Annotated in this window: 16 protein-coding genes; 7 read left to right on the top strand and 9 right to left on the bottom strand. The window is 61.1% G+C overall.

Annotated features, from left to right (window positions below; genetic code table 11):
* The first annotated feature begins 38 nt into the window (after positions 1–38).
* Together Q5H92_RS21295 and Q5H92_RS21290 are read left to right on the top strand one after the other, a co-directional pair.
* Positions 39–500, top strand: a complete 462-nt coding sequence (locus Q5H92_RS21295) for an energy transducer TonB (RefSeq protein ID WP_305013581.1) — start codon at positions 39–41, stop codon at positions 498–500.
* 53 nt (positions 501–553) lie between these two features.
* Entirely contained in the window at positions 554–1,687 is a 1,134-nt protein-coding gene (locus Q5H92_RS21290) for an energy transducer TonB (RefSeq protein WP_305013580.1), read from the top strand.
* Between the two features lie 79 nt (positions 1,688–1,766).
* Here the strand turns inward: Q5H92_RS21290 and Q5H92_RS21285 are convergent, their stop codons facing one another.
* The 4 genes from Q5H92_RS21285 to Q5H92_RS21270 form a co-directional block, all read right to left on the bottom strand.
* Complete coding sequence (locus Q5H92_RS21285) at positions 1,767–2,078, bottom strand: hypothetical protein (RefSeq protein ID WP_305013579.1); 312 nt, start codon at positions 2,076–2,078, stop codon at positions 1,767–1,769.
* Positions 2,079–2,268: 190 nt separating this feature from the next.
* Entirely contained in the window at positions 2,269–3,843 is a 1,575-nt protein-coding gene (locus tag Q5H92_RS21280; RefSeq protein ID WP_305013578.1) for a DUF1501 domain-containing protein, read from the bottom strand.
* 101 nt (positions 3,844–3,944) lie between these two features.
* Positions 3,945–5,630 carry a DUF1800 domain-containing protein gene (locus Q5H92_RS21275; protein ID WP_305013577.1) on the bottom strand — a complete coding sequence of 562 codons (1,686 nt, stop codon included), beginning with the start codon at positions 5,628–5,630 and terminating at the stop codon, positions 3,945–3,947.
* A gap of 280 nt (positions 5,631–5,910) precedes the next feature.
* Positions 5,911–6,639 carry a C40 family peptidase gene (locus Q5H92_RS21270; RefSeq protein WP_305013576.1) on the bottom strand — a complete coding sequence of 243 codons (729 nt, stop codon included), beginning with the start codon at positions 6,637–6,639 and terminating at the stop codon, positions 5,911–5,913.
* A gap of 334 nt (positions 6,640–6,973) precedes the next feature.
* On the opposite strand from Q5H92_RS21270, the gene Q5H92_RS21265 reads away from it, so the two are divergent.
* The 3 genes from Q5H92_RS21265 (at position 6,974) to Q5H92_RS21255 (ending at position 9,159) form a co-directional block, all read left to right on the top strand.
* Positions 6,974–7,324, top strand: a complete 351-nt coding sequence (locus Q5H92_RS21265) for a DUF4157 domain-containing protein (RefSeq protein WP_305013575.1) — start codon at positions 6,974–6,976, stop codon at positions 7,322–7,324.
* A 207-nt stretch (positions 7,325–7,531) separates the two neighbouring features.
* A complete protein-coding gene (locus Q5H92_RS21260; protein WP_305013574.1) occupies positions 7,532–8,299 on the top strand; it encodes a hypothetical protein in 768 nt (255 codons plus the stop codon).
* A gap of 272 nt (positions 8,300–8,571) precedes the next feature.
* Positions 8,572–9,159 carry a Riean_0653 family protein gene (locus tag Q5H92_RS21255; RefSeq protein WP_305013573.1) on the top strand — a complete coding sequence of 196 codons (588 nt, stop codon included), beginning with the start codon at positions 8,572–8,574 and terminating at the stop codon, positions 9,157–9,159.
* A gap of 133 nt (positions 9,160–9,292) precedes the next feature.
* Here Q5H92_RS21255 and Q5H92_RS21250 read toward each other — a convergent pair whose 3' ends face one another.
* Both Q5H92_RS21250 and Q5H92_RS21245 read right to left on the bottom strand, forming a co-directional pair.
* Complete coding sequence (locus Q5H92_RS21250) at positions 9,293–10,219, bottom strand: helix-turn-helix domain-containing protein (RefSeq protein WP_305013572.1); 927 nt, start codon at positions 10,217–10,219, stop codon at positions 9,293–9,295.
* Between the two features lie 158 nt (positions 10,220–10,377).
* A complete protein-coding gene (locus Q5H92_RS21245) occupies positions 10,378–11,538 on the bottom strand; it encodes an acyl-CoA dehydrogenase (protein WP_305013571.1) in 1,161 nt (386 codons plus the stop codon).
* 192 nt (positions 11,539–11,730) lie between these two features.
* On the opposite strand from Q5H92_RS21245, the gene Q5H92_RS21240 reads away from it, so the two are divergent.
* Positions 11,731–12,087 carry a DoxX family protein gene (locus Q5H92_RS21240; RefSeq protein ID WP_305013570.1) on the top strand — a complete coding sequence of 119 codons (357 nt, stop codon included), beginning with the start codon at positions 11,731–11,733 and terminating at the stop codon, positions 12,085–12,087.
* 62 nt (positions 12,088–12,149) lie between these two features.
* Positions 12,150–12,737, top strand: coding sequence for a hypothetical protein (locus tag Q5H92_RS21235; RefSeq protein WP_305013569.1), 588 nt, complete (start codon positions 12,150–12,152; stop codon positions 12,735–12,737).
* A gap of 40 nt (positions 12,738–12,777) precedes the next feature.
* Here Q5H92_RS21235 and recJ read toward each other — a convergent pair whose 3' ends face one another.
* From recJ to Q5H92_RS21220, 3 genes are all read right to left on the bottom strand, one after another.
* On the bottom strand, positions 12,778–14,517 hold the full coding sequence (gene recJ, locus Q5H92_RS21230) for a single-stranded-DNA-specific exonuclease RecJ (RefSeq protein WP_305013568.1): 1,740 nt from the start codon (positions 14,515–14,517) through the stop codon (positions 12,778–12,780).
* A 346-nt stretch (positions 14,518–14,863) separates the two neighbouring features.
* Entirely contained in the window at positions 14,864–16,690 is a 1,827-nt protein-coding gene (locus Q5H92_RS21225) for a tetratricopeptide repeat protein (RefSeq protein ID WP_305013567.1), read from the bottom strand.
* 245 nt (positions 16,691–16,935) lie between these two features.
* Positions 16,936–19,059: a peptidylprolyl isomerase gene (locus tag Q5H92_RS21220; protein WP_305013566.1), complete on the bottom strand. Its 2,124-nt coding sequence runs from the start codon at positions 19,057–19,059 to the stop codon at positions 16,936–16,938.
* Between the last annotated feature and the right edge of the window lie 163 nt (positions 19,060–19,222).

The following is a 19,222-nucleotide window of genomic DNA, read 5'->3' as shown; positions in this document are numbered from 1 at the left end:
CCTTTTTCTGCCAGTTCAAACCGCCCCTTGGCCTTGCCATGAAAACCCGTCATTTTGCTTTGCTGGTATTGAGCTGCTTCGTTGCGCCAACGGCTCCTGCTACCGTGGCCGCGCAGGGCGCGCCCTCGTCCAGCACCTCCACCGAGCCCGCGAAGGTGTACACCAACGTGGAGCAGCTGCCGCAGCTGCCCACGGGCGGGGGCAGCCAGGCCCTTATCGAAGGCATTCAACGCTCGATACTGCGCACCAATCCCGCCGTGGCCAGAAGTGGCAAGGGTCGGGTAGTAGTGGCCTTTACCATTGGCGCCGATGGCCTTTTCAAGGATGGCTATATTGACACCGGCATCGGCAGCGGGCCGGATGGTGCGGTGCTAGCGGCTGTGCAGAAGATGCCGCGCCTGCTGCCCGGCCGGCAGCAGGGCCAGCGCGTGCCCGTGCAGATGCGCCTGCCCATTGTGTTCCCCGTAGTTGCCGTGGCAGCACCGCCCGCGGCCCAATAGCTGGCCCCGCGCAGGTATTGCCCGTCGTTTTGCGTCTGCAATACCTTTGCGGTATGGATGCCCGCATTTTCAGACCGGCTTGCCGCCTAGCCTACCCCGCCGGGGTGCGGCTCACGCTGCTGCTTTTCCTGCTATTGCCCGGTCTGGCTCGCCCCGCCGTCGCGCAGCTCTACGGCCAGTACGCCGTCGATACCACCCAAGTATTCAGCCAGGTAGAGCAAATGCCCGCCCTGCCCGGCGGCGGGGGCAATGTAGCGTTGGTGAAAGCCGTGCAGAAGCTTGTGCAGTTGCCTGCCGAAGTCCGCGAGGGCCGCGTGGAGGGCCGCGTGTTCGTGCGCGTCGTCATTGGGGTGAGCGGCGTGGGGCGGCAGGCCACCGTGGTGCAGTCCCTCAACCCCGCCTGCGACGCGGCTGCGCTGGCCGCCGTCAGGCGCCTGCCGCGCCTCGTGCCCGGCCGCTTTTACAACCAGCCCGTAGCCACTCTGCTCACGCTGCCGGTAATGTTCCTGTCGCCGCGCCACGTATTTGCTGCTAATGAGGTAGCCCGCCAGGCGCAATTCCCCGGCGGCGAGGCGGCGCTGGAACAGTACATCGAAAAGAACCTGACCACGCCGGCCGAGGTCCGTCAGCGCGACCTGCAGGGCCGCGTGGCTGTGCGAGCGGTGCTTAAGGCCGATGGCCGGCTAGGTGCCTGCGAGGTCCAAAGCTCCCTGTGCGCCAGCTGCGACGACGAGGCCCTGCGCTTTGTGCGCGCCATGCCCCGCTGGCAGCCTGCCTTGGGCTACGACGACCAGCCCGTGGCCGTGTACCAAACCCTCAACATCTGGTTCCGGCCGCCGGCCCCACCCGCCGGCACGGCGCCCCCGGTGCCCGAAAACCAAGTATACAGTCAGGTTGAGCAAATGCCCACCCTGCCCGGCCGGCCAGGCCCCGACGCCGTGCAAGCAACTCTGCAGGAGCTGATTGCCTACCCCGAGCACATCACCAACGGCGACGGCCAGGTCAGCTTCGTGGTAGAGCCCGACGGCCGCGTGACCCGCCCCGTGATGCGCCAAAGCATCAGCGGGCCCGTGGATGAGGCAGTGCTGGCGGCGGTGCTGCGCCTGCCCCGCTTCGAACCCGGCCGGCAGCGCGGGCAACCCGTGGCGGTGCGGCTGGTGGTGCCGGTTGTCGTCAATATTCGCTAGCCCAACCAGCGCGGGCAGGGCATAAAAAAAGCGGCGCCTGGGCTGGCACCGCTTTTCTGGGTTCGGGGTCGAACCTATTCTATTTCTTGTCTTTATCGCCAAGCTGGCGCTTGTTGTCGTCTTTGCTCACGTCGTGGGCTTCGCCTTCGTGGTCGTCATCGGTGGCGCGGTTGATGAGCACCACAGCCACGGCAGCCAGGGCCGCGATGCCGAGAATCATTTGAGTGGGCGTGAAATTCCGGGTGGCCTTGCGCAGGAGGATGCCGCCGTTTTTCAGCAGGTCGTCCATGTGGTCGTGGTTACCCTGGAATACGTGGTAGGCACTTTCGAAGGTCCGGGCAAGGTCTTCAGGCAGAATTTTTTCGAGTTGTTGTTCGATTTGCGCTTCCATAGAAAGAAGGGATTTTTGAAGGAGGAATGAAGGGAAACGGGGCGCCTGCCCCGGAAAATCCTCTACGCAAAACCCCGGGCGCCGTCTACCTTTTTCGATACATTCATTTAAAATAACCGACAATGGATTCAACTAACCTTTTCTTGGTCAGCCAAATCCATTGTCGGTTATTTCCTGATGCTTTGCCGGCCTACTCGACCACCACGATGCGCGAGCCCGTCCGTTGGGCTTCGCGCACCTGGCAGTGGTAAGCTCCCGGAGCCAAACCACTCAGGTCCAGCGGCAGGAACTGCGGGCCGCTGGCCAGCACACGGTCAACGGAACGGCGCACTTCGCGGCCCAGCGCATCGAGCAGCACCACCTGCACGTGGCCGCCGGCGCTGTCGTAGGCCACGGTGGTGCGGCCGTCGCGCGCCACGGGGTTGGGATACACCGTAAAATCGGCCACGTCCTGGGTTTTGGCCGTCGCCAGCGCGCCGGGCCGCAGCACGGGCACGTAGGGGAAGCTGCGGCCGAAAAGCTGCGTGAGCGTGGCCGGCGTCACCCGGAACCAGTCCTGCAAAATGCTGGTGTAGATGCTGCGGAAGTCGTAGAGCATCGGGATGTTGTCGTTCACGCCGGCATTGGCGGGCAGCGTGGGGTTGGCGCCGTGCACGATGGGGTTCACCTTGGTGCCGAATACGAACAGCGGCGCGGCGGCCCCGTGGTCGGTGCCGAAACCCGAGTTGGCCTTGATGCGCCGGCCGAATTCTGAGAAGGTCATGCCCACTACCCGGTCCTGCACCGCCAGGCGGCTCAGGTCGTCCTGGAAGGCGTTCACAGCCTCAGCAATCTTGCCCAGCAGCGTGGCGTGGGCGCCGCCGGTAGTGCTACCCGTGGCGGGCACCTGCAGCGTGTGGGTGTCGAAGCCGCCCAGCGTGCACACGTAGATGCGCGTTTGCAGGCCGCCGGCCACCAGCTGGGCTACTATTTTGAGCTGGTCGGCCAGCGAGTTCTGGCCGGCGGCGGGATAGAGCGGCGAGAGGTTCTGGGCGCGCCGGGCCGCCGCCTGAATGGTGGTGGTGTACACCTGCGTCTGGCTCACCACTTGCCGAATAAACGTCAGCTCGTGGCCGGCGGGGGTGTTGGGGGCCGCGTCCACGCCGCCGCTCAACAGCTGATAGAACGACGACGTGCTGGCAATGGCCATGCCCATGTTCACGCTGGGGCCCTGCACGCAGTTGCTCACCACCGAGCCGATGCTGATGGCCAGCGGGTCAGGGTTCTGGGTGTTGGGGTAGCCGGTGGGGAAGCCCGCGTATTCGCCATCGAGGTAGCGGCCGGCCCAGCCGGTGTTCCAGGTCACGTTCGAGTCGGAGCCCGAAGTCCAGATGTCGGTGGCCCGGAAGTGCGAGAAGTTGGGGCTGGGGTAGCCCACGCTCTGCACCACGCCCAGCTTGCCGTTCTGGTACAGGTTCTGGAGCGAGGCCATGGCCGGGTGAATGCCCGTGGCCGTGGTGAGCGTCAGCACCTGGTTCTGGGGCAGCGCGATGTTAGGCCGCGCCGCCATCAGGGCCGAATACTGGTCGAGCGGGATAATCATGTTCAGGCCATCATTGCCGCCCTGCAGCTGAATGATGACCAGCACCTTATCCGACTGCGTGGTGGCATTGGTGAGGGCCGCCAGCTCGGGCGAGTACCCGTAGGCTCCCACCGGCATTCCACTCAAAAAAGCCGTGCCGGCAGCGGCCGCAGCCGTGGTTTGTAGAAATTCGCGACGTTTCATAAATAAGCCGTTAGCTAGGAGCTGTTAGCCATTAGCCAGCAGCTTCAATTGACGAATGAGAATTTGCGAGAGCCAACAGCTAGCAGCTGTCAGCTAACAGCTTAAGAAAGGTGATACTCGGCCAGGCCCATCAGGGCGCGTAGCATGGCTTGCAGCTTGGTGGTCACGGCGGCTTTTTTGGCCGTGTTGGTGGGCGCGGCCAGGTACTGCTGCCACTCCACGGTCCACTCAAAATCGGGCAGGCCCGGCAGCAGCGCCGTTTTCAGGAAAGCCAGCTGGTTGGCCGTGAGGGTGATGGGCACCATCAGCTTCACATACTCGGCAATGAGCAGGTTGCAATCCGAAGCCGTGGCGGCCGGGAAGGACTGCGTGAGCGCCAGCACGTCAATCACAATCTTGACGCCGTTGCGCGTGTAGCCGGAGCCGATGAGCAGGTCCGTAATCTGGTTGCGGCGGGGCAGCGTCACAGCGTTTATCCATAGTTCGTGGAACTGCGGCGTCTGGTAGTAAGCCGCCCAGCCCGCCACGTTCGGCGGGTCGCCGATAACCTGCTGCTGCAGCGACGTCACGGCGTTCAGGTAATTCCACATGCCGTACTGCGCCACCGCGCCGGAAGCCGGCGGAAACGCCACCTGCATCTGCCGGCACAGCCCCACCGTGAAATCGAGCGGGTTCTTGATGAGGCAGCCCTGATTCTGCACATCGAAGAAATGCTCCGAGCTGAGCAGCGTGCGCAGCACCGGCGCCACTTCAAAATTACTGGAAACCAGCAACGTAGCCAGGGGCCGAATGATGTCGGTTTCGACCTGCGCGTCAATCACATAGTACACAAACCAGCGGTAGAGCTTGCGCACGATGAAGCGCGCCGTCTCGGCCTGCTGGAAAATCAGGTTGATGAGGCTCTGGTACTCCGTAGCGCCGCTGCTGGTGATGGTGGCATTGCCGAAGGCCGACGAGAACGTCTTGGTAGTCGTGTCGTGGCGGCTGGCGGTGAAGTAGCTGCCCACCGGCGCGGCCTGGTCGCGCCAGCCGGTGAGGACTTTGGCGGCGGCCTGCACGTCGGCCTCGGTGTAGTTGGTGTAGTTGCCGGCCGCAATCAGCGGGCCCTTGCCCACCGTGAACAGCTCCAGCAGCTCGCGGCCGTAGTTCTCGTTGGGGGCACCCACCACGCTTTGGTTGCCATTGAGGTAGCGCAACATGGCCGGCGTCACGGTCACGTCCTTGGCCAGCTGCTTCACGTTGCCCAGCGCGTGCTGGCGCAGCAGGCGGCAGTACTCGTAGCCCATGCGGGCATCGTTGATGTCGCCAAACTCCACCACGAAATGGTTGTGCCAGAACAGCGTCATTTTCTCCGCCAGCGAGGTGTTTTGCGTCAGCAACTGGCCCAGCCACCAGTCGCGCAGCGAGGTGCGCCGCACCCCCTCAAAATTCTGGTCGAACACCTCTGCCGTCCAGGTCGTGCCGATGGCCACGCTGGTGTCGGTAGTGGATACATTCAGCGGCGGGTCGGGCGCGGTGGCGGGGGCCGTGAGCAGGCCGTTGAGCACGGCCGTGAGGGTGGAAGCGGCGGCCGTTTGAATCTCGGGGCGGGTGGGGCCAAACAAGCAGCGGCGTAGCAGGTGCGCGGCCTGCGCCTCGCCCCAGGTGCCGGTGTAGGGGGTGAGTGTGCTGGTGAGGCGCGACGCGAACGTAGGCAGCACCTTGTTGGCGTAGCGGCTCACGGTTTCGGGCGGGTCCTGCTGCGTGGCGGCGGGCGCCTTCCGCACAGCCACGGCCGGGGCTCTCATTACGGCGGCGTTTCGATGGAGGAAATGTCTACGATTCATAAGCAAGCGCGTAAAAATTGAAACCGAAATCCACTGCCGAAGTCTGCCGCTTTTTACTTCTGGCCCAATGGTTTACCCTAGACCCAAACGGCTGCCCGGGGTTTAATCACAATATGCCGCTTTCTGCATAAGCTTCCGATGAATTTTCCCGCCAACGGCCTCATTTACTTGGTGAATGGACCAAAAAAAACGCCCGGCCGATGGGGCCGGGCGTTATGCCTTGCATGATGGCAAACGAAACCTATTCCTGCGTGGGAACGGTAGCAGCGGCTACCAACGCCTCATCAGCCGCTTTGGCGGCGCGCACGCGGCCGGCGGCGTAGAAGTTGCGGTGGTAGTAAGGCTGATTGAGCGAGCTCACCATCACGCCGCCGTTGGTGGCCGAGTGGGCAAATTTACCGTCCTTCAGGTAGATGCCGACGTGGTAAATCGGGCCCTTGCCCCGGCGGAAAAACACCAGGTCGCCGGTTTCCATCTCGCTCTTGGCCACGCGCTTGGTGGTGCTGAACATGGCGCGCGACGAGTGAATCAGGTTGATGCCGTACACCTCACGAAACACGCGGGTCACGAAGCCCGAGCAGTCGGTGCCGCGGCGCGAGTTGCTGCCGTAGGAGTAGGGAGCGCCAATCCAATCGGTGACGGTGCGGAGCAGGTCCTTGTTCTCGTTGAAAGCCAGGTGCAGGCCCAGGGTCTGCGCGTAGTAGTGGTAGGTGAGCGAGTCGCGCGAGGCAGCCAGTTCGGCGGCGGTGGGCGCAGCGGGCTTTTCGACCGGCGTGTTGGCGGGCGTACCGCCGCCGCGATTAGCTACCAGAGCAGGCTCGTCCATCGTCAGGGCCGGAAGCAGCGATGCTTCGGCCGCGACCGGTGCCGCCATGGCACGGGCCGTCGCCGAAGCATCGGGGGCGCGTTCAAAGAAGAAGGAGAGAGCAAGGGAGCCAGCGGCGAGGCAATACAGAATCGTATTTTTCATTGTCCGTCGTTAGGGGTTGGGGCACAAATCCGGGTTTCTGCAGAAGCGCAAAAAGAGCCGGGCTAGTAGATTTCTTAGGCGATAGGCGAAGCCGTGTTGGGCCAAGTGAAAAGCAGTAGAAAAGAAGTCGGACCGGGAAATTTATATTCGCGTTGGAATAGGTCGTTGGGTAAAGCTAGGTTAAACTTTTCATAAGCACCGCACTTTTTACAAGAAAAATTCAAATATTCTTTATTAAGCACAATTAATTCAACCAATATTATTCTTTCTGTTTGCAACCATGCTTCGAGCTTTGCCGTAATAGCGCGGCTCAACTATTTCGCTATCTTGCTTTATGCAAACTCCCCGAACCTGGACCGGCTCTCCCCTGGCCCGCATTGCCCGCATGGTACTGAAAGCCCCGCGCGTGGCCATGGTGGTGGGCCAGACGGTGCACCTGAGCGGCACCTCCCGCGAAGAATTCCTGGCCGATGCCGAATGGGTGGCCCACGAGGCCGTGCACCTGCGCCAGTACCGCGAACACGGCCTGCTGCCCTTCCTCTGGAAATACCTGGTCGAGTCGGCCCGCGTGGGCTACTACCTCAACAAGTATGAAGTGGAAGCCCGCGAAGAAGCCCGCCGCGTGGTGCTGGCCAACCCCGACTACGTGCTGCGTCCCCTGCCGCGCCACGCCCGCCCCTCCTAGCCCACCGCTCCGTTATCAGTTCATTCAGAAAGCCTTGCCGCAAAATCGGCAAGGCTTTTTTGCGCCAATGGAATTTGGGCCTTCACCAAAATAAAGCCCGCTTCATGCAACTTCCCGGCTGCCGATTACGAATAAAACCCACGCTTGCCCGCTACGTGCGGAAGCACCTTCTTCCTTTCTTTCCACATTCCCTCCCGTCTCCTTATCATGGATAACCAGCAAGACCAGTTCGGTACGCCGAACGCCGCCGACGCCGGCCGCACTTCGCAAAATACTTCGGCCACGGCCAGCGGCGCCTCGGCCTCCTCGCGCAAGTCGGCCCCCAATCCCAGCGCGCAAAGCACGTCAGCTACGCCGGACGCCAGCAGCCAAACCACGGCCAACGCCGGCACCGACCGCCAAGGCGAAGGCCAGCAAACCAACGCCCAGGACGGCACCCTACTCGACACCGCCCTGAACAGCGGCAAAAAATGGATTGAAGACTCTGGCGTGCTCGACAGCGTGAACCAACTGCCTCAGAGCCTGAAAGACCTCGGCAACCGCGCCGTGGCCCGCGTGAACGAGCTCAGCACCACCCAAAAAGTAGTGGGCGGTGCCATTCTGGCCGCCGGCTTGGGCTGGCTGGCCCTGCGAAAAGGCAAGTCCTCGTCGTCCTCGGACAGCGCGAGCTACAACTACGGCAAGCAGCGCGACACCGGCAGCTACGGCCGCCGCAGCTACGGCTACCAGGCTCCGGATGCCTCCACGAGCCGCAAATCGGCTTCCGGCGCCGCCAGCCGCTCCGACAGCGGCTCGCCTTATGGCAACAGCGGCAGTCGCTACGGTGGCAGCGGCTCCAGCTACGGCAGCGGCAGCAGCGCCGATAACGCAGGCATCAAGTCTGGCAGCGGCCGTTCGGAAACGAGCACCGGTGCTTCAGCCTTCACCGACCACGGCCAGCGCTCGAAAGATGACGGCTTTCGCAGCATCGAATAAGCTACTTTAAAGAACTAAAAAAAGCCCCGCTTCAAATTTGAAGCGGGGCTTTTTTGTGGCCAGTGTACCATGGTGGCAGAGCAGCACGAAATCTCTAAAGTCCTTTTCTAGGCGGTCGATTTACTTCGCCAAGGTAACCTGAGCCTGTTTTTGAATACTGGATAGGCGTGAAGATGACCAATTTAAAAGTCGGATTTTGGAGTATTTAAAAATCGATTCGTGCCTATACAAATCTACATTTAGACTTGGTCCCTCTCAATCATTACTTCCCTATGAAACCTGCCGTGTATTTCTTGCTAACGCTACTAATTGCCGCCAGCAGTTGCTCCAAGGACGACCCCGAGGCCGGGCTGCCCGCCGCCACCCACACCGGGGCCAACACCGCCGGCTGCCGCATCAACGGTCAGGTGTTCGTGGCCTCGGGCTACGGCAGCGGCTTGGGCAAGGTCGAAGGCATGGGCGGCGGCTTTGCCTACGATAGCGCCTATTACCTGCGCCTAAATGGAAAGTTCGGCGACCGGGAAGGCAGCCTGCACCTTTTTCTAAACAGCGTGCCCGATTACAAAAATCAATTATTGGTCGGGCCTTACCTTTTGAATAAGTCAACCCCGATTTTACCTGCGGCGTCTCCTTATCAATGCCTAAGTTATGCTGCTTTCTTTCCCAAAGACAATGCAAGTGAAGTCTACTATACTGACACACAGCACCAAGGAGTTGTTAATTTGACATATGTTGACATAAGCAATGTGATGGTCAAACGTATAGCTGCCGGCTCTTTTGAGTTCACTGCCGTCAGCAACCTCGACCCAACAAAGACTATTAAAGTAACCGAGGGGCGTTTTGACCGCAAGCAGCCATGAGGCATTTCTCCACTTTGCATTTGAAATACCTCGCCTTGATAAGTATTACCTTATCGACGCTTACATAGGCCAAGCAAAAAGCCCTGCTTCGTTTGAAGCAGGGCTTTTTGTTCAACGGTGAGACTGATAGCGTTTAGATGTTCATGGCCGACTCGCGGCGGCGCATCTTGCCGGCCGGGATGCCGAACATCATCTTGAAGCGGCGGCAGAAATAGGCGGTGTCTTTGTAGCCTACTTCCTTGCCGATGTCGCGGATGCTTTTCTTGGTGGTGCGCAGCAGGAACACGGCGCGCTCCATGCGCTGGTATTCGATGTAGTCCTGCGGGTTGATGTTGGTCAGCATCTTGAAATACTGTCCCACGTAGTCCTCGCTCACGTTGGCCACGCCCGAGAGGACTTTGTTCGACAGGTCGCCGCCCAGGTTCTCCTTGATGTAGTTGAACAGGTCAATCAGGCGCGGGTCTTTGAAGTAGGTGCTGTTGGTGGCCAGCTGCTCCACAAACATGTTATTGCGCAGCACGTAGCGCACCACTTCCACCACAATGTTTTCGGTGTAGATGTTGATGAGGCGCTCGCGGCCGGGTAGGTCCTGAATGCTCTCTTCCACCACTTTAATCACCAGGTTGGCCAGCTTTTGCTGCCCCGAGATGAGGAAGGCCGGCACGTCGAGCGAGGCGAAGAAGTTCACCGAATCGAACACCTTGGCTTCGAAGCTCACGAAGCTGTGGCTTTCCTCGGCTTCGCCGATGAGGTCGAGGTTGTCGTTGGAGTGAAAAAACTTGTCTTTGTTGGTAATGAGGTCGTCGTTGGTGATGACGCGGTTTTTCTGGTCCACGCCGTAGCTCACGCGGGTGGGGCGGCCGCCGGGAATGAAGAGCATTTCGCCTTCTTCCACCACCATCTCTTCTTCGCCGAAAGTCAGGCGCCCTTTGTGTAGCAGAATAAGGTTATTACCAACGTCGTAGGAGTTGCGCACGGTGAACGGCTGGTGCAGCACCAGGTTCTTCGCTTTGATGTAGCGGACGCCCAACGATTCAATGACTTTATTGTAATCTTCCATAATTCGAGGTGCCAATGCGGCCTTTTAGCGATACGATTTACACGGATGCGTACAAATCGCAGTGCAAGATAACACCTTGAAATTCACAAAAACTAAAAACCCAGCCAAAAAGTGGCTGGGTTTTGTGCAATGAATCTGAATTTTAGGCAATTCGGGGCTTACTTGAGGATATCCCGCGAAATCACAATTTTCTGAATTTCCGAAGTGCCCTCGTAAATCTGGGTAATCTTGGCGTCGCGCATGAAGCGTTCGACGTGGTATTCCTTCACAAAGCCGTAGCCACCATGAATCTGCACGGCCTCTACGGCCGAGTCCATAGCCACCTTCGAGGCGAAGAGCTTGGCCATGGCGCCAGACTTGCCGTAATCGGCGCCGGCATCCTTATCGGAGGCGGCTTGCAGGCAGAGCAGGCGGGCGGCGTCGACGTTGGTGGCCATGTCGGCCAGCTTGAACTGAATGGCTTGGTGCTTGGCGATTTCCACGCCGAACGCCTTGCGCTCCTTGGCGTATTTCAGGCTGAGCTCCAGCGAGCCGGAGGCAATGCCCAGGGCCTGCGAGGCAATGCCGATGCGGCCGCCGGCCAGCACCTGCATGGCGAACTTGAAGCCGAAGCCGTCGTCGCCGATGCGGTTTTCCTTGGGCACTTTCACGTCGGTAAACATCAGCGAGCAGGTGTCGGAGCCGCGGATGCCGAGCTTGTTCTCCTTCGGGCCCTGAATGAAGCCGGGCATGTCCTTGTCGACGATGAGGACGTTGATGCCGCGCGACTTCAGCTCGGGGTGAGTTTGGGCGATGACGAGGTAGACCGAGGCGGTGGTGCCGTTGGTAATCCAGTTTTTGGTGCCGTTCAGCAGGTAGTGGTCGCCTTTGTCTTCGGCGGTGGTACGCTGGCTGGTGGCGTCGGAGCCGGCTTCGGGCTCACTCAGGGCAAATGCGCCGATGATTTCGCCGGAGCATAGGCGCGGCAGGTACTTGCGCTTCTGCTCCTCGGTGCCGTATTTTTCCAAGCCCCAGCACACCAGCGAGTTGTTGACGCTCATGATGACCGAGCAGGAGGCGTCCACCTTCGAAATTTCCTCCATGGCCAGCACGTAGCTCACGGTGTCGAGGCCGGAGCCGCCGTATTCGGGGCTCACCATCATGCCCATGAAGCCGAGCTCACCCATTTTCTTCACCTGCTCGGTGGGGAACTTCTGGTGCTCGTCGCGCTCAATCACGCCGGCCCACAGTTCGCTCTGGGCAAAATCGCGGGCCGCGTCGCGCACGGCAAGCTGTTCTTCAGTCAACTGGTAAATACTAGAGGATGTGGCGGTTTGCATGGGGCGGTGGGAATGATTAAATGATGACACAAAAGTACATTGCTAACGGGCGTTAGGCAAGGTGAGCCGTAGACCCTGGCCGTGCGTCAGTGACAACCGCTGAGCAGCAAAAGATTCCTCAGTTGCCGGGCTTTTCTATTGCGCAAACGCGGCGCGCTTCTGCCGGGTTTTTCTGCGCGACTTTTACGCCCTATGCTTCTCCGTCTCAGTCGTTACGCGCTGGCCCTGCTCTTTGTGCTGGCTGGCATCTGGCATTTTGTGCACCCGGCTACTTACCTGGCCATCATGCCGCCACAGCTGCCCAATCCGCTGGCACTGGTGTACGTGAGCGGGGTTTTCGAGATTCTGGGCGGCCTGGGGCTGCTGTTTGATGCCACGCGGCGCATAGCCGGCTGGGGCCTGCTGACGCTGCTGCTCGCTGTGTTTCCGGCCAATGTGTACATGGCGCTCATTCACGAGCAGTTGGGCATTCCCGGGTGGGTGGCCTGGGGCCGGCTGCCGCTGCAGTTGCCGCTGCTGTGGTGGGTGTGGCGGGTGATGCGGAAGTAGGGCTGCACAGTACCTTGTGGCAGAATATTCCCTTCAAAATTCTGCCCTTTCATATCTACTTAATGAAGTCATTTCTCCTTCTCGCCACGTTGCTTCTGGCCGCTGGCACGGTGGCTCAGGCCCAGACCGTCCCGCCCCGTCCTGCACCCGAAACGCTGGCGCAAATTCAAAAAGACCGTTATGCCGCTGCCAATGACTCGCTACTGCGCCTAGTAGGCAAGCTGCGCACGGAGGCCGAAGGGCACATGGGCTTTTTTAAGTCGTCCAAAGGGACCTTTGGCGGGCTGCACCACCGAGTGAAAACCTATGCAACATCCTTCAGCGGCAACATCGACTACTCCGGCGTCAAAACGCCCAGCGGCATCGGCCTTGTCAAAAGACAGGTCGTCAAGCGCCGCTTCGGCGTTGAGTTGGAGAAGGTGGCCTATTACGATGCGAAGGGCCGCAAAGTCCTTTTGGAGCGCTACGAAGACCACCGCCTCACCCGACTCGAAACGTTCGAATACATCGAACTGCTCAGCCGGCCAGCGTCGTACTGGCTGTTCGTGCGGGGCAATTACCTGAAGCACGTCACCCAATCGTCGCTGGCTTCAGTGGCCAGAAAGACGCTGTTCTACTTCACCCCGCTGCCCACGCCCAAACCGGAATAACAGCGATTCCTGCCTGCTCGCAAGGAAGAAACGAGGTTTCCTACTCCCAGCGCACGTCCAGCAAGCGGAGCTGCACGCTGCGCTGGCCGCGGTACTCGTTCAGTTCCACAGTGTAGCAGGCGCTGAAAGGCTGGCCTTCCTCAATCTGGGGCAGGTAGTCGGCCAGGCCGAAGCCGATGGCGTCCACGGCCGGTCCCTGAGCGTCGGCCGAGGCGAGGCGCAGCTTGAGGTGGCCCTGGCCCACAATGCGAGCGCTGTGGGGCACGGCAATGAGGCGCCGCGAGGCAAACACCGGGTTGGGGTTGCCGGGGCCGAAGGGCTCCATGCGGCGCAGCTCGTTGAAAAATTCTTCGGTGATGCGGCCGATGGGCAGCACGGCGGCCACTTCCACGGGCCGCACGAGGTGCTCGGTGGTGAGGGTGTCAGCCACCACTTCCTCGAAGCGGCGCTGGAAGGCGGGTACGTTTTCCACCTTCAGGGTGAGGCCGGCGGCGGCGCGGTGCCCGCCAAACTGGTCGAGCAACGGGGCGCAAGCCTCCAAGGCCTCATGCACGTCAAACCCCGCCACGGAGCGGGCCGAGCCGGTGGCCTTGCCGTCGCGCTGGGTGAGAATGACGGTGGGGCGGTAGTATTGGTCCAAGCAGCGCGAGGCCACGATGCCGAGCACGCCCTGGTGCCAGTCGGCCTTGTAGAGCACAGTGGCGCGGGCGTTTTGCAGCAGGGGGTCGCCGGCAATCATGTCGAGGGCTTCCTGGGTGGTGTGCTGGTCGGAACCGCGGCGCTGCTGGTTCATCTGGTCCACCACCTCGGCGGTGTAGCGGGCCTCCTGCTGGTCGGGGGCCAGCAGCATGGCCACGGCGCGGCGGGCGTCGCCCATGCGGCCGGCCGCGTTGATGCGCGGCGCGAAGCCGAATATCAGGCTGCTGATGCCCAGGGGGCCTTCGCGCAGGGTGGCCAGCTCGCGCAGGGCGGCCAGGCCGGGGCGCAGCAGGGCAATGTCCTCGTTGAAACGGCGCAGGCCGTAAGAGGCCAGAATACGGTTTTCGCCGGTAATGGGCACGATGTCGGCCGCGATGCTCACCGTCACCAAATCCAGCAAATCGTGCAACGGCTCCGTCGGCAGGCCCAGGTGCTCGCCCAGCGCCTGCATCAGCTTGAAGCCCACGCCGCAGCCCGACAGCTCTTTGTAGGGATACGGGCAGTCGGCGCGCTTGGGGTCGAGCACGGCCACGGCGGCGGGCAGTTCCTCGCCGGGCAGGTGGTGGTCGCAGATGATGAAATCGACGCCGCGGCTGGCGGCGTAGGCCACCTGCTCCACGGCTTTGATGCCGCAGTCGAGCGCCACCACGAGACTGAAGCTATTATCGGCCGCAAAGTCGATGGCTTTCTGCGAGATGCCGTAGCCCTCGGTGTAGCGGTCGGGGATGTAGTCGCGCAGCCGCTCGGCCCCAAAAAGGGGCGTGAGGTAGCTGATGACCGTGGCCACGGACGTGATGCCGTCCACGTCGTAGTCGCCCAGCACCAGCACTTTTTCGCCGGCCTGCAGGGCGTGGGCCAAGCGGGCCACGGCGCGGTCCATGTCGCGCATGAGCAGCGGGTTGGGCAGCTGGCGCAGGTCGGGGTGGAAGAAGGCGGCCGCCGCTTCGGGCGTGTCGAGGCCACGCTGCACCAGCAAGGCGGCTATTTCAGGGGCGATGAACAGGGCCTGCGCTAAGCGGTGGGCTACGGCAGGGTCGGTTTCGGGGATATAATTCCAGCGCTTACTCGCGGATATGGGCATCGGATACTTCGTCAAAATGGTGTCAAAAGTACGACCAAACCCCGCCCCATTCCCGCCGGCTTACCTTTGGCCCCGGCCCTCTCCTACTGCCGCCCACAATGCGCAAGCTGCAAGACTTTTACCGGAAATACCGCCAATACATCGGGACGGATGTGCTGATGTACGGCACGTTCATCTTGGTGCTAGCGCTGATGTTCGTGTTTTTTGGGTAGGCTACAACTGGACGTCATGTCGAGCTTGCCGAGACATCTCGCGTGTGGCAGTAATCCAGTAGTAGGGAAATGAATTAGTGGTGGCACGCGAGATGTCTCGGCAAGCTCGACATGACGTTCTTTTCCCCCTACTTCTACACCCCATCGCCGCGCAGGCGGCGGAAGCGCTTACGGGCCTCGGCCACGTAGATGCTGCCAGGGTATTTGGTAATCACCTGGTTGTAGAGTTCCTGTGCCTTCACCTTGTCTTTCACGTCTTCCTCCTGAATGCGGGCCAGCAGGAACAACGCGTCGTCGCTCAGCACGTCGTATTTGGGGTTATTGGTGATGCGCTCCAGCGTGGCGATGGCGCCGGGGAAGTCGCCGGTGCGGCGCTGCAGTTGGGCCTTGAGGTAGTAGGTGTCGTCGGACAGGGAGTGGCCGGGAAACTTCTCCAGCAACGCATCGAGGCCCGCAATGCCCTCCTTTATCTTGTTCTGAAACACCAGCTGCTCCACAGCCGCGTAGGCCCTCAGGCCCAGGCCGAGCGTGTCCTCCACGGTGTTGTCCTGAATCAGCAGCGAGAGTTGCATGGCGTCGTTGGCGATTTCGCGGGTAGTGGCCTCTTTCAGGATGTCGAGGTGGCTTTGGGCCAGCTTGAAGTCACCGGCGTAGTAGCTCAGGCGGGCGTTGCGCAACTTGGCCTCATAGCCTAGCGGCGAGTCTTTGTGCGACTTCTCCACCTGCGAATACAGCAGCGTGGCCTCCCAGGGTTCGCCTTTCAGCAAATACAGGTCGCCCTGCGTGATTTTGGCTTCGTCAATCACCTCCTCACTGGCCCGGGGCATGTCGATGACCTCCTGCAGTAAGGTCATCGCCTTGGGCCGGTCGCCGAGCTGAAAGGCGTAAAGGTTGGCCAGGTTGCGCAGCACGGGCGCCGTGTCGGGCGTGCGGCCCAGCTCGGTCAGCAGCTGCTCATAGTCGGCAACCAAGGCTCGCACTTTGGTTAAGTCCACCGGATAGGTGGTATTCACCTGGGCCTCGCGGGCCTGCAGGAGGCGCTGGCGGGCCAGGTTGCCATAAGGGCCGCTGCGGTATTCTCTGGCCACGTAGGCAAAGCCGTCGATGGCGCTTTCGTAATCTTTATTTTGCTGGGCGATGGCGGCCAACTCCAGCACCCGCACGCCGCCGCTCTGGCTGCGGCGGTCCAGCGCCCGCGCCTGCACCAAGGCCCCGCTGAAGTCCTTGCGCTGCACCTGCAGCCACAGCAGCAGTTCGCTGTAGGCCGTCTGGTCGGGGTGCTCCTGGGTGGCAGTGAGCAGCATCTTTTCCAGTGCGTCGAAGTCTTTTTCCTCGCGCAGGGCGTTTTGCAGCATGTTGCGCACAAAGGGCAGCTGCTTCTCGTCCTGGGCTACGAGGTGGAGGGTTTCGGCCAGCACCTGGGGTTGGTTCTGGGTTTGGGTATAGAGCTGGATGAGCTGCGGGGCGTACTCGGTGTCGTTTTTGGCCAGGGTACGGCCGCGCAGGTAGGTGCGCTCGGTCCATTCGGGCAACTCGCGGCGGCCAAACTCGGTGGCCACCGGCACCACTTGGGCGGTAGTGAGCTGGGCCAGCACCTTCTGCCACTGCTTATCGGCCGCTGCTTTATCGCCGGCCGCGGCATACACTCCCCCCAGGGCGATGCCCATGGAGGCATCCTCCGGGTGCAGCTTCACCGCTTTCTTAGCTATTTTCTCGGCCTCCTTGTAGCGCTTCAGAGCTTGCAGCGCGCTCAAGTAAATTGGGAACACGGCCAGGCTGGCTTGCTCTTCCGTCGAGAGCTTCTCGAACAGAAACACCACCTTCTCGTGCTCGCCGCGGCGGGCGTAGTCCTGGGCCAGCGCCGTACTGCTCATGGGTGCCCAGCCTTTGGCGGGCTGCTGGCCCAGCGCCGGGGCGGCCGTAAGCAAAGACGCAGCAATCAGAAAAGAATACGGACGCATAAGGAAGAGCTGAGTAATTGGCATCCAGGTAAACATTGGCCTGCGGTGGGTTCGTTCAATACATTCGGGCCGTGTGGCGCGAGTACCCCGAGGCTCCGCTTCGACGCGCGTTTGCCTCGTTCAACAAGCCGAAGCGGAGCCTCGGGGTACTCGCGCCACACGGCTCCGGCAGATTACAAGACCTCAAAAACAAAAAAGGGCCGTCCCCGAAGGTACGGCCCTTTTCAAACTCGTGGATTGACGACCTAGAAAAACTTGGTGCGGTTGTCTTTCACGTTGGCGTGGGCCTTGATGGCCTCGTAAATCTTGCTGTCCTGCTGCTGGGCGCGCTGCTGCGCCAGCTGCTGCTGCACGTTCTTCAGGTTGGCGGGAGCTGGGGCGGGCGTCACGCTCTCGGGCTGTACTACCACCACACCTTGCTCGCCCTGGATGGGGGCCGACTTCTGGCCCGGCTTCAGCGCGAAGGCACGGCCCACGGCCAGCGGTTCGAAGCCGATGTTGGCAATGCTGCCCTGGCCCAGCACCACGTTGGGCGCCGTGCCTACTTGGGCAGTGGGGCCGTATTTGGCAGCCATTTCCTCCAGCGTGCCGCTGGTGCCCAGCTTGCTGATGATTTGCGCAGCTTTTTTCTCGTTGCGCACCAAGGCGGTCAGTTCGGGGCGCAGGCTTTCAATGGTGGCAGTGCCTTTGGCGCGCTCATCGGTGAGAGCCGCAATGACATACTGGTCGCCCATCTCATACACTTCCGAGATGTCACCCACTTTGGTTTCGCCACCGTTCGGGCTGAAACCAAAGGCCCAACGCACCATTTCGCGGGCGTTCTGCAGGTTGTTCACGCTACGGGCACCGCGGTCGAGGTTCTTGGCTTCCTGCTTCACCAGGGTTTTGTCTTTGGTGGTCAGGGCGCGGAAGCTGGCCAGGTCGGTGGCCTGGCCTTTCAGTTCCTGGGCCTTGGCGTAAGCGGCTTCGCGGGTGGCGTCGCTCGGTGCGATGGTCTTCTTCACCTCGGCCACCTGATAGGTTTGCTTGGTGGGCACGGCCGTGATTTTGATGACGTGGTAGCCGAACGAAGTTTCCACCACGTTGGGCAGCAGGCCGGTGCTGGTGGCGCCGAAAATAGCTTTCTCAAACTCGGGCACCATGCGGCCCTGACCGAACCAACCCAGGTCGCCACCCTGGTCCTTGGTGCCGTCGGTGCCGAACTGACGGGCCATGGCCGCGAAGTCGGCACCGCCTTTGATTTTGTTCAGGATGTCCTGCGCCTTGGCTTTCGCGGCGGCTTTGGCTTCGGGCGTAGTGCCGTCGGCCTTGATGAGGATGTGGCTGGCGCGGGCGGCGGCCTGCTTGCCGGTGCCGGTACCGCTCACCTTATATAGCGAGTACGTGCCGTTCTCGGCGTAAGGGCCATAAATTTGGCCCTGCGTCAGGGGCAGCTGCTTGCGAAGCTGCTCGGGCAGGTCGGCGGGGCTGCGGAAGGCCTTGTTGTAAGGCTGCTCCGAGTTGGCCGACACGAACAGCGAATCGACCGGGGCCGAGGCGAACTGCGTGGTCAGCTCGGCCATCGAAGTTTTCACTGCGGCGCTGTCCTCCTTCGAAGCCACCACCGGAATGCTGATGTACTCCACCGAGCGGCCGTCTTCTACTTTGTATTTGCCCTTGTTTTTGTCGAGGTAAGCTTGCAGTTCGGCATCGGTCACTTTCACGGCCGAGTCGGAAATGCTGCCGTAAGGCACGAATAGGTACTTCACCGTGGCCTTGGCGTTCTGGTTGGCATCGAAGCGCTTGGCTTCGGCCGACGTCACGTACACCGAGTTTTTCAGCAGGGCGTTGTACTTGTTGCGCAGACGCTCAATGGGCAGGTTGGCTTCGAAATTGTGCCAGGCCAGCTGGTTTTCGGGCGGCAGCTTGTCGAGGTTTTTCAGGTAGTCAATCAGGCGGGCCTTGTCGAATTGCCCGGTTTTCTGGTCCGTGAAGGCCTGCTTGATGCCGGGGCTGATGTTGTCGCCCTGCACCATATCCACCAGCTCGTCGTCCGACACTTTCAAACCCAGCTTGTCGTACTCGGGCTGGAAAGCCAGGTTGTAGATGGTCTGGTTCCAGGCTTGGTCGCGCAAGTAGCCGAGGGCTTGCTCGTCGGGCTGGCGCTGCTGCTGGGCCGCGAAGGCCTGCTTGGCTTGCTCCAGCGCGTTGTTGTAGTCGGCGAGTTCTACCTTTTGGCCGGCCACTTCGCCCACCACAGAATCGTTGCGGTTGAAGAGGCGGTTTTTGCCGCCCACCAGGTCGCCGCCCACAATGAAGAGCAGCATCCCGACGGCCACGGTGCCTACCGCCCAGCCAGATTTTTCCCGAATCGTGTTAATTAAAGCCATTTACTTGTCAAAAGAATCGAAGTCGTGTTGGTCAAAAGAGGCGCAAAATAACCAGAATTTGACCGGCAATCAAAGTTTTACCCAATTTTAAGTGCTGCCATCGGCCCAAAAATCCTCCCAATCGTTCCCGTAGCTCAGGCATTGGGCACGAGTTCGTTAGTCG

It is taken from the genome of Hymenobacter mellowenesis, assembly GCF_030581005.1.
Classification (GTDB): domain Bacteria; phylum Bacteroidota; class Bacteroidia; order Cytophagales; family Hymenobacteraceae; genus Hymenobacter; species Hymenobacter mellowenesis.
The sequence above is the reverse complement of the archived record's forward strand: the minus strand, read 5'-3'. Positions and strand labels throughout refer to the sequence as shown.